Here is a 14,107-nt window from a genome sequence, read left to right as displayed (position 1 = left end):
CGCGCGTGGGAACGGGGCGTCATGCCGCTGGACGAAAAGGTGCTGGTGATTCCGACCGAGCGGTTCCGGGCGGCCGGGTACTTCCACGGGTTCCGACCCGCGGACGACGCGTACCGGTCCGCGATCCTCGACCCCACTCGGTTCAGCTTCCCGGCTCGCGCCGAGGTGGAAAACGACCCCTCGTTCAAGCAGTTGATCCCGTACATCGTGCTTAGGTGCGGGGAGCACGTGTTCCACTACCGCCGCGGCGCCGCGGGAACCGAAAAGCGACTCGCGGCGTTGCGCTCGATCGGCATCGGCGGCCACATCAGCGAGGCCGACGCCGCTGGCGGGATCGACCCCTACCGAACGGGAATGCTGCGCGAGCTAACGGAAGAAGTCGAGTTGGGGTGCGCGTACCGCGAGCGGTGCGTCGGGTTCATCAACGACGACCGCACGCCCGTCGGGAGCGTTCATCTGGGGGTTGTACACGTTTTCGATTTGGAGGCGCCGGCGGCGCGGGCGCGCGAGGACGCGCTCGCCGAGAGCGGTTTCGCGCCCCTGGCCGACCTGCTCCGCGAGGCCGCGCAGTTCGAGACGTGGTCACAGTTCACACTGGAAGTGCTGTAATAAAGGATACGGTACCGTTGCTCGGAACCTCCCCCACACCGACCGCTCCCAAACGGAGCGGCGTTGTTCCTGTGCCCCGGCGTCGGTTCAGAATCTTAAGCCAAGGCGCTTACAGTGAGTTCATTTCGCGACGAGCAACTTTCGACCGTCGGGCATGATGAGCTGCCAGCCCTGCGGTGTGCGTTCCAGAGTCTTCGGCTTGTACTCGACCGCAACCGGGGCTGCTCGCGCCACCACTTCCGCGGGCCAAAGTTGGCCCGCGAGGGCGTTCGACGGCAGCGCCGGGGCGCCCAACAGTTCCGGGAGTCCGTCGGTTGGCGCGGTGAGCGGCAGCAAGAACCCCTTGGCATCGACGGCGCGCTTGCCTGCGGCCTGTGGCACGCGCAGCACCGGCTTACGGAAGGTCAGGGCGACCGCAACCACGTCGGGCGGTTCGATGGTGACGGAATCGACGCGCATCACCCACGGGTGAGCGGCGAACGCTGCCGTGAGGCGCGCCTTCAGTTGAGGGTCGAGCAGTTGGAACGCTGAGCCGGTGTCGGCGGTGTAACGCACTTCGGTGAGGAACGTTTCCCGGTCTGTGCCCGGCGGCGGGTCGCACCGGATGTCCGCAAACGGCACGGAATAGCGGTCGCGCGGGCCGATGCCGCGTTTCGCCTGATCGCCCAACAGCGACAAACCGAACAGCAGCGCCGCCGCGAAGCCGAGTGTCAGCAGGACGGTCAGGACCGGGCGCCCGCCGTGCGGCGATGGCGGGGCGGGCGGGGCCTTCTTGGCGCGTTTCACCAGACGTGCAGCTCCCGCTCCAGGGCCACGCCGGTGCGCTCCTTCACCTTCGCCTGGACGTGATCGGCGAGCTGGATGATGTCGCGCGCGGTGGTCCCCGGGTGGGCCACCGCGTAGTTCGAGTTCCGCTCGCTCAGCTCTGCGGCCCCCGTGCGCGCCTTGGTGAGCTGCGCGCGGTCGATCAGCGCCGCGGCGGTGTTGCCCGGCGGGTTGCGGAACAGGCGCACGTACTTCTGGAAGCTGAGCGGTTCCGAAGTCTTCCGCTGGATCCACGCCTTCCGCATCTTCTTGAGCACCTGCTCCGACGGTTCGGTCTCAAGTTCGAACTCGACCGACAGAATGACGGCCTCGTCGATGTCGCTGTCGTGCTCGCGGAACGTGAGCTCGTCGCGACCGCGAACCTGCACCTTGCCGGCGTCGGTGAGCACGGTGACGTTGCGGACCGCCTGGCTGATCTCGCCGCTGCGGTCCCCGACGTTGCACCGCACGCTACCGCCCACGGTGCCGCGGATGCCGACGAGGGTTTCCAACCCGCCCAACCCGTGCTTGACGGCGAACGCGATGAGGTCGAATAGCGCGGCACCGCCACCCGCGGTGACCTTCTTGCCGTCCCGTCGGAGGAACGTGAACGGCTCGGCGGTCAGCCGAATTACGGCGCCGGGAACCGGTTCGTCCCGGACGAGCAGGTTGAACCCGCCGCCGAGCATCCGGACGGGGACCTTCTCACGCTGGCAGGCGGCCAGCACGGCGTTCAGTTCGTCCACGGAACGCGGCTGCACGAGGAACTCGGCCGGGCCGCCGATCGTCAGGTGCGTGAACGGGGCGAGCGGTTCGTTCCGCTTCGTGATTTCCGGGAACTCATCGGCAAGGGACATGCACGGCCTCCTTGCCCCTTACTGTATCGCTGTAACAACGTGTTTTGTAGCAATCCGCGCGAAGTTCCCGACCGGTTCGGGGCTACCGACCCGTGTTGATGCGGCACAGGTGCTTCGTCCCGCGGACGGAGGTACCACCGGCGGAGAACGCCCGGGCGAACGAGCCCGAGAATCGCGGGTCCGATGAGCACTTCGGTTCTCCTGCCAGCGGGTCGGGGCGGCGGGAGGTTCGTTCAAGCACACGGGGCGCGTTCGAGGAACGAAAATCCACACGGATGCGTCGAAACGGTACGAGAATTCCGTTGTAGTGTTAGACATAACAGGGCGCCTCCGGTTCCGAGCGCGCCGCGAGTCCGGACCAACCCTTCGCGGAGTTGTGTATGGGAGCCACCAAGCTGGCGCGGGCGATGTGCGCGATCGCCCTGTTCAACGGCGCACTGTTTTTGTGCGTTAAGGATGAGGCTTTTGCGGGCGAGAGGGAGGAGCGGGTCAAGAAGCTGACCGCCGACCTACGCAAGAGCAAGGACGCGAAGGCCCGCATTACCGCGCTCCAGGAACTCGGCGAACTGGCGCAGATCAAGAAGTCGCTGGTGCAGGACTCGCTGCCGGACATTTATAAGGCCGTGGAAGACAAAGACCCTGGCGTGCGCGCTGCCGCCGCGGAGACACTCGGGAAGGCCGACGAACCTTACGATAAAGCCGGCGATATACTGGTGAAGATGCTCAAAGACGACAAAGAGACCGGGGTGAAGATCGGGGCGGCAAAGGGGCTCGCCGCGATGGGAATGACTGCCAAGGCCGCACTTCCCGCGCTCCAAGAAGTAGTGCAAGCCACCAAGGGTGAAAAAAAGGGTCCACTCAACCAACTCAACACCGCTGCGAAAAGTGCCGTTCAGTTGATTAGGGGCACCAAGAAGTAGTCGTGTGTGGCGCGATCGTTCCTGTTTGGAAGCCCGGGACATCCCGGGCTTTGCCTTTTCTGGTTCACGCGCCCGGCGCTGCGGGTACACTCACTCGGTCCCACCGCAGAGGTCCCAATATGCTGCCAGTCGATCGCCGCTCGTTTTTGACCGCGTCCGCCTTCGCCGCGAGCGCCTGGGGTGCCCGCTTGCCCCGCGGCGCAGGCACGGAGTCACCGCGCACGAAACCCCCAAAACGCGCGAAACCGGCGGCGAAGAAGCTGGCGGTGGTGTGTTCTACGTACCACTACCTGTCGCACGCGTATCACATCGCGGGCCGCTACCTCGACGGGTACATGAAGGGCGACGAGCACCACTTCCCCGACTTCGGTATCGCCAGCGTTTACGCCGAGCAGGTGAAGGGTAACGACCTCAGCCGCGAGCTGGCCAAGGAGCACAGCTTCCGGCTCTCGGAAGCCATAGACAACGCGCTCACTCTGGGAACCGGGAAACTCGCCGTCGATGGCGTGCTGCTGATCTGCGAGCATGGCGACTACAAGTACAACGATCGCGGCCAGAAGCTGTATCCGCGGTACGAGTACTTCAAACAGATCGCCGCAACGTTTGAGAAGAGCGGCAGGACCGTTCCGGTGTTCTGCGACAAGCACCTGAGCTACGACCGCACGAAGGCGGCCGAGATGGTCGCCACGGCGAAGAAGATGAGCTTCCCGCTCATGGCGGGTTCGTCGCTGCCGGTCACTTGGCGCCGGCCCGAACTCGAGTTCGCGCTCGGGACCAAGATCACCGAAGCGCTACTCGTGTCCCGCGGCGAACTCGAGATCTACGGCATCCACGCGCTCGAAGCCCTTCAGTGCATGGTCGAGAGGCGGTTCGCCGGGGCGGACCCGAAGCCCGCCAATCAGGGCGTGAAAGCCGTGACCTGCTTGCAAGGCGACGCCGTCTGGAAGGCCGGGGACGACGGGGTGTGGTCGTGGGAGCTGCTCGAACACGCCCTCGGGCGCAGCACCTCGCGCAACGCCGGCGACATTCGCGCGAACTGCCGCCGGTTCCCGCGCCCCGCCACCTGGGGCAACTTCGTGAAAGGGCCGATCGCGTTCGTGGTGGAGTACGCCGACGGGTTGAAGGCGACCGTGCTGCAACTCGACGGGCACGTCGCGGACGAAACGTTCGCGTGCCGGGTGGAGGGCGAGAAGAAGCCGTCGTCGTGCCTGTTCTGGCTCCCGCCGCCCCCGGGCGCGGCGTTCCTCGAGGCGCTGGCCTCGCACACCGAGACCTTCTTCGCAACGGGCAAGGCGCCGTACCCGGTCGAGCGCACGCAGCTCACCGGCGGCGTCCTCGATTACGCGCTCGAGGCGCGCGTGAAAGAGTCCAAGCGGCTCGAAACGCCGGACCTTGACATTCGATACAACCCGCCCGCGGACAGCGGGTTCATGCGCGGCGATTACGCGAAACCCGTGAAGTAGCAGGCACGCCTGCGACCCGCGCTCGGCCAATCGTTGTGAATTTCCCGTGAGCCGTTGACGCTCCAGAGCTTGCGGCATACGATGGATTTTTCGATTCCCTCAAGCCGTTGCTGGAATCTGGGGCCTCCGCGGATGTCCGAGCCGAGCCTGACTGCCGAGTCGTTTGCTGCCGCTGCGGGCCGTTTGGCCGCGTACCGCGACCGCACGGTGGTGGTCAAACTCGGCGGCAGCGCGATGGAGGAGCCGGCCGCCACCGACGCCTGCTTACGCTCGGTCGATGTGCTGGACCGGTTCGGCGTTCGCGTCGCGCTGGTGCACGGGGGCGGCAAGCCGATCGACCGCGCGATGACCGCTGCCGGGCTGACGCCGCGGAAAGTGGCCGGGCGTCGGTACACCGACGCCGACACCCTCGCGGTCGTGGTGCGGGTGCTGGGCGAGATCAACGCCGACCTCGTTCAGCGGGCCGAACGCATCGGTGCCCGGTTTCGTGGGTATTACGACGACGGTGCCGGTTCGGGCGACTTCGCGGGCTGGCCACTCACCGGCGCGCGCCTCTCGCTGACCGACCCGACTGGTGCGCCGGTCGATCTCGGTCACGTCGGGACCGTTACTGGCGTTGCCGTGAACGCACTCCGCGCAGCCTTTGAGCCGAGCGACGGGCGCGACCCGTCCGTGCCGATTCTTCCGTCGCTCGCGCGGGACGCCGCCGGCGGGTGGCTCAACATCAACGCCGACACCGCCGCGTCCGCTGTTGCCGGTGCGCTGAAGGCCGACATGGCCGTATTCCTCACTGACACGCCCGGCGTGCTGCGTGACCGCTCCGACCCGAAATCGCTCATCTCGAAGTTGACCGAAGCCGAGGCCCGCGGTCTGATCGCGTCGGGCGTTATTGACGGCGGAATGGTCCCGAAAGTGGAAGCGTGCTTCGAGGCGCTCGAGGCCGGTGCCAAATCGGCTCTCATACTCGACGGACGTGTTCCCTACTCACTTTTAGACGTGTTTTTAAAAGATACGTTCACCGGCACCGTCATCACGCGGTGACCCCTTTCCCGCGCGCGACTAACCCGTTTCCCTCACCCACGTTCCCTGCCGAAATGACGACATCCGACACGCTTTCGAGCGAGCAGGTCATCAGCCTGGCGAAGCAGCACCTCACGCAGAACTACACGCGGTACCCCGTCGCGCTGGTGCGCGGCAGCAACTCGTGGGTGTGGGACGCCGAAGGGAACCGGTACCTCGACTTCTTCCCGGGTTGGGGCTGCGGCATCCTCGGCCACTGCCCGCCGCGGGTCGTGCAGGCGGTTCAGGAACAGGTCGCGACGCTGATCCACGTTCCGAACACGTGGTACACCGAGCCGCAGGCGCTGCTCGGGCAGGCGCTCGGCGAGCGCACGGACTTCGGCGGCATCAGCTTCTTCTGCAACAGCGGTACGGAGGCCAACGAGGCCGCCATCAAGCTGGCCCGGCTCAACGGGAAGCCGAAGAACAAGTACAAGATCGTGACGCTCACGGGGAGCTTCCACGGCCGCACGATGGGCGCGCTGACCGCCACGGCGCAGCCCAAGTACCACGCCGGCGTCGAGCCGATGCTGCCGGGGTTCAACTACGCGCCGTGGGGCGACCTGGACGCGGTCGCGAAGGCGATCGACGGCGAGACCTGCGCGGTGATGTTCGAGCCGATCCAGGGCGAGGGCGGGGTGAACGTGCCGCCGGCGGGGTTCCTCGAAGGGGTCCGCGCCCTCTGCGACCAGCACGGCCTGCTGCTCATCCTCGACGAGGTGCAGACCGGGATGGGACGCACTGGGAAGTGGTTCGGCTACCAGAACTGGGACGTGAAGCCGGACATCATCACCCTGGCGAAGGCGCTGGCGGGCGGGGTCGCGATGGGCGCCCTCGTGGCCCGGCCCGAGGTGGCCGAGAAGCTGAAGCCCGGCACGCACGCGGCGACCTTCGGGGGCAACCCGCTGGCCGCCCGCGCGGCGCTGGCGACCATCGAGACCATCGAGCAAGAAGGCTTGCTCGAACGCGGCGTGCAACTCGGTGCGCGGTTCCTTCAGCGCTTCACAGAGCTGAAGGAGAAGTGCCCGCTCGTCACCGACGTGCGGGTGAAGGGCACCATGATCGGCGTGGAGCTGAACGTCGAAGGCGCGCCGGTGGTGCAGGCGTGCCTCGAAAAGGGGCTGCTCATCAACTGCACGCACCAGACGGTGCTGCGGCTGCTGCCGGCGCTGACACTGTCCGACGAGCAACTCGAGGACGGGTGCGACATCATCGCCGACGTGCTGCTGGGCCTGAAGCCGTAAATCGAAGTGGTCCCAAGTCTCAGGTCCACAAGTCAGAAGTCAGCCGGTGGGCACCGCGCTGATACTCGACTTGGGACCTGAGACTTGTTGACTTGGGACTCGAAAACATGAAACACCTCCTGAACCTCATCGACCTGACCGGCGACGAGCTGCGGCACCTCCTGAGCGAGGCTGCGCGGCTGAAGGACGCGCACGCGCGGCGCATCCCCGCCCACAGCCTGACCGGTCGCGTGGTGGGGCTCGTGTTCGAGAAGCCGTCGCTGCGGACCCGGGTCAGCTTCGAGAGCGGGGTGGCCCAGCTCGGCGGGACCGCCCTGTACCTGCCCGGGAACGAGGTCGGGCTGGGGTGGCGCGAGAGCCTGGCCGACTTCGCCCGCACCATCTCCAACTACGTCGATGCGCTGGTTCTGCGGGTCTACAAGCACTCGACGCTCGACGGGATCGCGGCGACCGGGAGCGTCCCGGTCATCAACGGGCTGTCGGACTGGTCGCACCCGTGCCAGGGGCTGGCCGACCTGCTGACGGTGCGCGAGCTGTTCGGCAGCGAGGCCGGGCGTACGGTGGCGTTCGTGGGGGATGGGAACAACGTGGCCCGGTCGTTGGCGGTCGGGTGCGGTAAACTGGGCGCCAACTTCGTGCTCGCCTGCCCCCCGGGGTACGGGTTCGACGAACCGTTCAAGGCCGACTATGCCGCGCGGGTGGGGGGCGAGCCGCCGAAGGAGTTCAATGACCCGTTCGCGGCGGTGAAGGGCGCGGACGTGATCTACACGGACGTGTGGACCAGCATGGGGCAGGAGGCGGAGCGCGAGGAGCGGCTGAAAAAGTTCGCCCCGTTCCAGGTGAACGCCCAGCTCCTGTCGAAGGCCGCACCGAACTGCAAGGTGCTGCACTGCTTGCCCGCGCACCGCGGCGAAGAGATCACCGACGAGGTGATGGACGGCCCGGCGTGCGCCGCGTTCCAGCAGGCCGGCAACCGCCTCCACGCGCAGAAGGCCGTGCTGGAATGGTTGTTGAAGTGAAAGTGTTCACCGCCGCGCAGGGTGCTGAGTTTCTCGCGGCCCATTGTGTTGATCTTTGTGTCTTCGTGGTGAACTCCTTCATGCCCCGTCCGAACGACCGCCTCCCGACCGCGCTCCGCGAACTCAGCTTTACGCGCGGGTATACCCGCCCGGCGCCGGGGTCGGTGCTGGTGAAGATGGGCCGCACTACTGTTCTCTGTACGTGTTGTGTGGAGCCGAAGGTGCCCGACTTCCTCGTCGGGAAGGGGAAGGGCTGGCTCACCGCCGAGTACGGCATGCTCCCCGGCTCGACGCACACGCGAAAGCCGCGCGATAAGGCCGGGAAGGTGGACGGGCGCAGCGTCGAGATTCAGCGGCTCATCGGGCGCAGCCTGCGGGCCGTCGTGAACCTCGACAAGCTCGGCGAGCGCACGCTCTGGATCGACTGCGACGTGCTCGAAGCCGACGGCGGTACCCGCACCGCGAGCATCACCGGCGCCTTCGTCGCGGCGGTCGATGCGATCAACTCCATCAAGTCGCTGCTCACGGTCCCCGTTACAGATGTGCTGACGGATAGCGTCGCGGCGGTCAGCGTGGGGCTATTGGACGGCGAGGAGCGTCTCGATCTGGAATACGTCGAAGACCGCGACGCGGACGTTGACATGAACCTGGTGATGACCGGGTCCGGGAAGATCATCGAGGTGCAGGGCAGCGGCGAAGAGGCCACGTTCACGCGCAAGCAACTCGACCGGTTGGTCGATCTGGGCGAGGCCGGTATTCAGGCGATCACACTCGCGCAGAAAGCGGCGCTGGGGAGTGCGTGGCCGTTCTGATCAAGGCAGTAAGGCAGATTGGCCACAAAAAAGCACAAAGGGCACAAAAGGAAACCAGAACGAAGACAGAAGAGTGTGTTTAAAAACTCTGCTCTCGTTTTGCTCTTTGGTTTCCTTTTGTGCCCTTTGTGCTTTTTTGTGGCCAAACTGCGTGTGGCCAAACTGCTTGCCTTACCTTCCCACGGCGTACATCAGTTTTCCTTCGACCACTACCGCATACTCGGGCTCTGGAATCGCGGCGGTCGGGATGAGTTTGATGGCCCGCACGTCGTGCAAGCGCTTCACGCCGTCGTGGAACTCGGCGAGCACCAACTGCGGGAACTTCACGCACACCGCGTGGAACAGCTCCGGGAGCGGGCAGGGGGGCGTGACCCCGGATTCGGCCCGCTTGTCGAGGTACTCGAGCGCGCTCAGCGCCCAGGGCACGAGCTGACCCACCGGCGCGGCGATCACCTGCCCGCTCGCCTCGGCGCGGCGGAGGGCCGCTTCGCACCGCTTCGCGAGCTCGTCGAGCCGTGCCAGCATCGTCGCCGCCTTCTCCTCGAAGTTCGCGGACAGCGCGGCGAGTTCGGCCCGCGCGTCCGCCATGAACTGCGGCACCCCCGTGCGGGTGGTCAGCAGCACGTCCTTCAGCTCGCGCAGGATCGAGCGCGGGGAGTCGTGATCGTGAACGAACCCGACCGCCTTCGGGGTCGCGCAGACCCACTCCGTAATGAGCTTGCCCTTCGCCTCGGTGCGGACCGTTTCGAGCAGCCCGTCGCGGAGCGCGAGCAGGGCCGTTTCGTTGGAGAGGCCCGCGCGCGACGGGAACAGCCCCGGCAGCTTGCCCGACTGGAAGAGCCGGTGTTCGCCGGGGGTGTGAATGGCGGTCTTGAGGGCTTCGAGCAGCAGTTCCGTGCGGCGCGGGTCGCTCGCGGCGGCGGCGGTCGGGTTGGGGCCGTCCATGCGTGGACCCGTGGTTTCGGAACGAACCGCGCGTAATGTAACCGTGTCTGTACCGAGAAGAAAAGCCCAAGGCGGACCAGGGATTCGCACCCCTGCCTGGGTTCCGAACACCGCGGCTTTAACCGCGACCTACGCGGCGACTTCCTGTGTTGGCGGTCGGTCGCTTTGAACCCTCTCAGGGCGATCGTTTCGTAGCCCGGCGTTCGCACCGCTGGCTCTTGTGACACCGGGCGTGAAACGTTGCGCCGATTGGAGTTTTGACGATGACCGTTTCCGTCCGCCCGCGCATCCTCAGTGGCGTCCAGCCGTCGGGCAAGTTGCACCTGGGGAATTATTTCGGCGCGATCAAGCAGCACATCGAGCGGCAGGACACGGGCGAGTGCTTCTACTTCATCGCCGACTACCACGCGCTCACGTCGCTGAAGGAGGCCGAGGAGAAGGAAGCCGGGGCGGCCGCAAAGAACAAGTCCATCAGTCCCCGGCCCGCACGGCAGATCCTGGCCGAAAACGTTCGCGATGTCGCCCTCGACTACCTCGCACTCGGTCTCGATCCCGCCAAAGCGAGCTTCTTCCGCCAGTCCGACGTGCCCGAGGTGTGCGAACTTGCGTGGTTTTTTTCGTCGGTGTTCGGAACGGCTCACCTCGAACGTGCCCACTCCTACAAGGACAAGGTCGCGCGTGGGATCACCCCGAGCGTCGGGCTGTTCACCTACCCGCTGCTGATGGCCGCCGACATCCTCATCTATCGTTCGCACCTTGTGCCGGTGGGCAAGGACCAGGAGCAGCACCTGGAGATGACCCGCGATGTCGCCGGCGCGTTCAACAACGCTTACGGGGAGGTTTTTCCGCTCCCGGACGGCGTGTACAACGAAGCCGCGGTCGTGCCGGGTACCGACGGCCAGAAGATGAGCAAGTCTTACGGCAACACCATCGAGATCTTCGCTGAAGGCAAGCCGCTCAAGAACGCTGTGATGGGCGTGGTGACCGATTCGACGCCCGTTGAGGAGCCGAAGAACCCCGACAAGTGCAACGCGTTCGCGCTGTACAAGCTGTTCTCGACGGCGGCCGAGCAGGCCGAGATGGCCGACCTGTACCGCAACCCGATGAAGGGCGCGGAGGGGCGCGGGGGCCGGCCGTTCGGTTACGGCGATGCCAAGACTTTGCTGCTCGCGAAGATCGATTCTTACTTCGCTGCGGCCCGCGAGCGCCGGAAGCAACTCGCACGCGATCCGGGGTACGTCGAGGAGGTCCTCACCGCCGGCGCCCGGAAGGCCCGTGCGGCGGCGCAGATCACGTTGCAACTGGTGCGGCAGTCCGTCGGGATGGGCACTCGTCCGGTGTAAGGTGACCTTCGTTCACGCCTGAAAACGGCCTGCTCGGCTCTGCATTTTTGCCGCCATTTCAGCCCGCGGCTGAACGCCGCGCGGCCTCCTGAATCGGTGCCACACATCCTACGATCGTGACCTACCGTTCACAGCGGGCTGTTCGCCGCAGGTTCCCGGACCTGCGGCGCCGCACCCGCACGCCCCGCCCGATTCGTCGCGAGGGTGCCCGCTGTGGCCATCGCCTGCCCGCACTGCCAGCACCGAATGACGCTCACCTCTATGAAGCCGGGGCGCTACCGGCCCCAGTGCCCGGGTTGCGCGAAGCCGTTTCTGCTGTGGGTGCCGGACGAACGCGCGGACGGGCCGGAGGTGCGGGACAACGCGACCGGCACGCCGGCGTCGGCGGTCGGGTTCGCGCTCGCGTGCCCGCCGGACGGCGAGCGGGTCGAGGGCGCTTTGCGAGTGCAGGGGGCACACGCGGTCGCGGACATGAGTCGGACACGAGCGCGCGGGGCGGACGATTCCCCCGGTCCGGGAGCGGGCGAACCCGAAGACACCCCTCTGCCGCCGCGGACGGAGGTGTGCGGGTACTCGATCGCGTGCGAACTCGGGCGCGGGGGCATGGGCACCGTGTACCTCGCGACGCAGCTCTCGCTCGACCGGCCCGTCGCGCTGAAGGTCATGAGCCGGCGGTGGGCGAACGACCCGGTGTTCGTGGCGCGGTTCACCCGCGAGGCGTTCGCCGCGGCGCAGTTGTCGCACCCGAACATCGTGCAGATTTACGACATCGGTGAGGTGGACGGCGCGCGCTTCTTCAGCATGGAGTACGTCCGCGGCCGGTCGCTGGCGGAGGTGGTCCGGGCTTCGGGGAAGCTCGACCCCGAGACCGCCGTGGGGTACGTGCTCCAGGCCGCGCGCGGTCTGAAACACGCCCACGACCGCGGGATGATCCACCGGGACGTGAAGCCCGACAACCTGCTGCTCGACGAGCAGGGCGTGATCAAGGTCGCGGACCTGGGGCTGGTGAAGACGCCGGCGCTGCCGCCGGCCGACGACCGGCCCAACGCGTCCAACTCGCAGAGTGGGCTCCACACGCTCCCGCCCGACGTGACCGGCGACCGGATCGCCCTCGGCACGCCGGCGTACATGTCCCCGGAGCAGTGCCGGGACGCGGCCAGCGTGGACCACCGCGCCGACATCTACTCGCTGGGCTGCACCCTGTACGTGCTGGTCACCGGCCAGCCCCCGTTCGACGCGACGACCGCGATCGGGCTGATGTCGAAGCACGCCTACGACCAACTGGTCCCGCCGGAGCAGATCGCCAGCCGGGTGCCGAAGGAGGTGTCGAGCGTCATCCAGCGGATGATGGCGAAAGCGCCGGAGGACCGGTACCAGGACATGAGCGAGGTGATCCGCACGCTCGAAGCGTGGCTCGGGGTCCACCGGGCGGGCACCTTTTCGCCCCAGGAAGAGCAGATCTCGCGTCTGGAATCCTCCGTGTTGCAGTTCAACACGTGCGGCGCGGTGCAGCTCCGGGGGCGGCTCATTTCGGGGTTCTTCGGCGCCGTGGCGCTCGTCGCGGTTCTGCTCGCGTTCTTTGGGAAGATCCCGTGGGCGTTCGGGACGTTCGCGCTGGCGCTGGAGGCGACGCTGGCGTACTTCGTGCTGGACGGGGTCACCCGGAAGGGGCACCTGTTCGCCTGCACGCAACGGTTCCTCACGGGGCTCGGGGTCGCGGACTGGGCCATCGGGCTGGCCGCGTTCGCGCTGTTCTGCGTGCTGCTCGCGCTGCTGAAGGTGCTGTGGATCTGGCTCGGTTTCGGGTTCCTCGGGGTCGGGCTTGCGCTCGTGCTCCGATACGGGGTCGATCGCACGCTGGCGGACGAGCGCAAGGCGGTGCTGGACGGGGTCGAGCGGCAGTTGCGTCGGATGCGGGCGCGCGGGCTGGACGAGGAGGAACTGCGGCAGTTCGTGGCGAAGTTCGCGGGCCGGCAGTGGGAGGAGTTCTTCGAGGCGCTGTTCGGGTACGAGGCGAAGCTGGCGGCGCGGGCGGTGCTCTTGCGTGGCGGTGTGGCGGGGGCGCGCGACAAGCACGCGGCCTGGCGGGAGCCGCTGATCGCGACGATGGAGCGGATCGAGAAGGGCCGCAAGGAGTCCCGCGCGCGGAACCTGCTGCTCGCCGTCGAGCGCGCCAACCTGCTCGCCGCCGGTGCGAGCGCCGAGAGTGCGGAGAACCACGCGAAGGCAGCGGCGGACGCGATGGTGCGTGCCGCGGCCGAGATTCGCAACGCGGAGACGGCGGTCGCGCGCCCGGGGTTCCGCGCTACGCCGTCCGCGCCCGCCCTGGCGGACGTGCGGACGTTGGTCCGGGCCGCCGAGCAACCGGGCGCATTCGCTCGCGGGGCAGGGCGGAGCCGCGACACGCTGGGGGTGCTGATCGGACTGTTCGTCGGGCCACACGTCCGCGCGACCACTGCGGCTGTGCTGTTGGCGGCGTGCGCGCTGTGGGCGAACCAGAACGGCCTGATATTTGGATCGCAAAGCGGTGCGGAGGGTGTGGCCCCTCCGGGAGCAATGCGGGTCACAGCGCCGCTGAGCCTTGCAGGGGTGCCCGGGCCGGCGCTGGCATGGGTCGAGAGCTTCAATGTGGGGCTAGCCGGGCTGCTGCTGGTCGCATCGCTGGGTTTCCGCGGGAACCTCATGAGTGCGTTCGCGCTGATCGGGGCCGCGGTCGCGATCGCGGGGCACCAGTTCGGAATTCGTACCGTCGAGCCGTTCCGCGACTACCACGTGTCGCTCATGCTCGGCGCGGTGCTGGCGCTGGTCGGGTTCCGGCTCGGAACGCGCTGAACCGTCACCCCTCCTCGCAACGAAAACACTGCAAACGGTATCACTGCCAAATCCGCATCATTCGGGTTTGAACGGACACAACTACCCAAACCGGCGAAGATGCAGAGCAGGGAGCATTTATACCGTTTAGCGACGGTGGTGGGATGGACAGTTGGGGTCTTGTCCCGCCCCACGCGGGCCTCGCGTTTACGAAAACACAT

General features: G+C 66.9%; 12 protein-coding genes. 9 read left to right on the top strand and 3 right to left on the bottom strand.

Annotation, left to right across the window (positions count from 1 at the left end; all coding sequences use genetic code 11):
- Positions 1–21: 21 nt before the first annotated feature.
- Positions 22–609: a phosphoesterase gene (locus tag R5W23_RS01080; protein WP_320684730.1), complete on the top strand. Its 588-nt coding sequence runs from the start codon at positions 22–24 to the stop codon at positions 607–609.
- Positions 610–729: 120 nt separating this feature from the next.
- Here R5W23_RS01080 and R5W23_RS01075 read toward each other — a convergent pair whose 3' ends face one another.
- Complete coding sequence (locus R5W23_RS01075) at positions 730–1,395, bottom strand: cell division protein FtsQ/DivIB (protein ID WP_320684729.1); 666 nt, start codon at positions 1,393–1,395, stop codon at positions 730–732.
- The gene (murB, locus tag R5W23_RS01070; protein WP_320684728.1) at positions 1,392–2,270 is read right to left on the bottom strand and encodes a UDP-N-acetylmuramate dehydrogenase; all 879 of its coding nucleotides are present in this window, start codon (positions 2,268–2,270) and stop codon (positions 1,392–1,394) included. The genes R5W23_RS01075 and murB overlap by 4 nt, the downstream gene beginning before the upstream one ends.
- A 380-nt stretch (positions 2,271–2,650) precedes the next feature.
- Between murB and R5W23_RS01065 the strand changes: the two genes are divergently transcribed.
- The 6 genes from R5W23_RS01065 to rph all read left to right on the top strand — a co-directional run bounded on the left by R5W23_RS01065 (position 2,651) and on the right by rph (position 8,787).
- Complete coding sequence (locus R5W23_RS01065; RefSeq protein ID WP_320684727.1) at positions 2,651–3,190, top strand: HEAT repeat domain-containing protein; 540 nt, start codon at positions 2,651–2,653, stop codon at positions 3,188–3,190.
- Between the two features lie 269 nt (positions 3,191–3,459).
- Entirely contained in the window at positions 3,460–4,653 is a 1,194-nt protein-coding gene (locus tag R5W23_RS01060; protein ID WP_320684726.1) for a hypothetical protein, read from the top strand.
- A 132-nt stretch (positions 4,654–4,785) separates the two neighbouring features.
- Entirely contained in the window at positions 4,786–5,694 is a 909-nt protein-coding gene (gene argB / locus R5W23_RS01055; protein ID WP_320684725.1) for an acetylglutamate kinase, read from the top strand.
- 53 nt (positions 5,695–5,747) lie between these two features.
- Entirely contained in the window at positions 5,748–6,956 is a 1,209-nt protein-coding gene (locus R5W23_RS01050; protein WP_320684724.1) for an aspartate aminotransferase family protein, read from the top strand.
- Between the two features lie 107 nt (positions 6,957–7,063).
- Complete coding sequence (argF, locus tag R5W23_RS01045) at positions 7,064–7,975, top strand: ornithine carbamoyltransferase (protein ID WP_320684723.1); 912 nt, start codon at positions 7,064–7,066, stop codon at positions 7,973–7,975.
- Positions 7,976–8,055: 80 nt separating this feature from the next.
- Positions 8,056–8,787, top strand: coding sequence for a ribonuclease PH (rph, locus tag R5W23_RS01040; RefSeq protein ID WP_320684722.1), 732 nt, complete (start codon positions 8,056–8,058; stop codon positions 8,785–8,787).
- 171 nt (positions 8,788–8,958) lie between these two features.
- On the opposite strand, the gene R5W23_RS01035 is transcribed toward rph, so the two are convergent.
- Positions 8,959–9,732 (bottom strand): hypothetical protein, encoded by a 774-nt coding sequence (locus R5W23_RS01035; RefSeq protein WP_320684721.1) that lies wholly within the window; start codon positions 9,730–9,732, stop codon positions 8,959–8,961.
- 263 nt (positions 9,733–9,995) lie between these two features.
- On the opposite strand from R5W23_RS01035, the gene trpS reads away from it, so the two are divergent.
- Together trpS and R5W23_RS01025 are read left to right on the top strand one after the other, a co-directional pair.
- Positions 9,996–11,075, top strand: a complete 1,080-nt coding sequence (gene trpS, locus R5W23_RS01030; RefSeq protein WP_320684720.1) for a tryptophan--tRNA ligase — start codon at positions 9,996–9,998, stop codon at positions 11,073–11,075.
- A 246-nt stretch (positions 11,076–11,321) separates the two neighbouring features.
- Positions 11,322–13,907 carry a serine/threonine-protein kinase gene (locus tag R5W23_RS01025; protein ID WP_320684719.1) on the top strand — a complete coding sequence of 862 codons (2,586 nt, stop codon included), beginning with the start codon at positions 11,322–11,324 and terminating at the stop codon, positions 13,905–13,907.
- Positions 13,908–14,107: the final 200 nt, after the last annotated feature.

Origin of the sequence: Gemmata algarum, assembly GCF_034097035.1 — a bacterium.
Classification (GTDB): domain Bacteria; phylum Planctomycetota; class Planctomycetia; order Gemmatales; family Gemmataceae; genus Gemmata; species Gemmata algarum.
This window is presented reverse-complemented; position numbering and strand designations above follow the sequence as displayed.

Bases quoted from the DNA above. Each gene is read 5' to 3' on its own strand.
- R5W23_RS01080 (WP_320684730.1), top strand. From the start codon at position 22: ATGCCGCTGGACGAAAAGGTGCTGGTGATTCCGACCGAGCGGTTCCGG.
- murB (WP_320684728.1), bottom strand. From the start codon at position 2,270: ATGTCCCTTGCCGATGAGTTCCCGGAAATCACGAAGCGGAACGAACCG.
- R5W23_RS01065 (WP_320684727.1), top strand. From the start codon at position 2,651: ATGGGAGCCACCAAGCTGGCGCGGGCGATGTGCGCGATCGCCCTGTTC.
- argB (WP_320684725.1), top strand. From the start codon at position 4,786: ATGTCCGAGCCGAGCCTGACTGCCGAGTCGTTTGCTGCCGCTGCGGGC.
- R5W23_RS01050 (WP_320684724.1), top strand. From the start codon at position 5,748: ATGACGACATCCGACACGCTTTCGAGCGAGCAGGTCATCAGCCTGGCG.
- argF (WP_320684723.1), top strand. From the start codon at position 7,064: ATGAAACACCTCCTGAACCTCATCGACCTGACCGGCGACGAGCTGCGG.
- rph (WP_320684722.1), top strand. From the start codon at position 8,056: ATGCCCCGTCCGAACGACCGCCTCCCGACCGCGCTCCGCGAACTCAGC.
- R5W23_RS01035 (WP_320684721.1), bottom strand. From the start codon at position 9,732: ATGGACGGCCCCAACCCGACCGCCGCCGCCGCGAGCGACCCGCGCCGC.
- trpS (WP_320684720.1), top strand. From the start codon at position 9,996: ATGACCGTTTCCGTCCGCCCGCGCATCCTCAGTGGCGTCCAGCCGTCG.
- R5W23_RS01025 (WP_320684719.1), top strand. From the start codon at position 11,322: ATGACGCTCACCTCTATGAAGCCGGGGCGCTACCGGCCCCAGTGCCCG.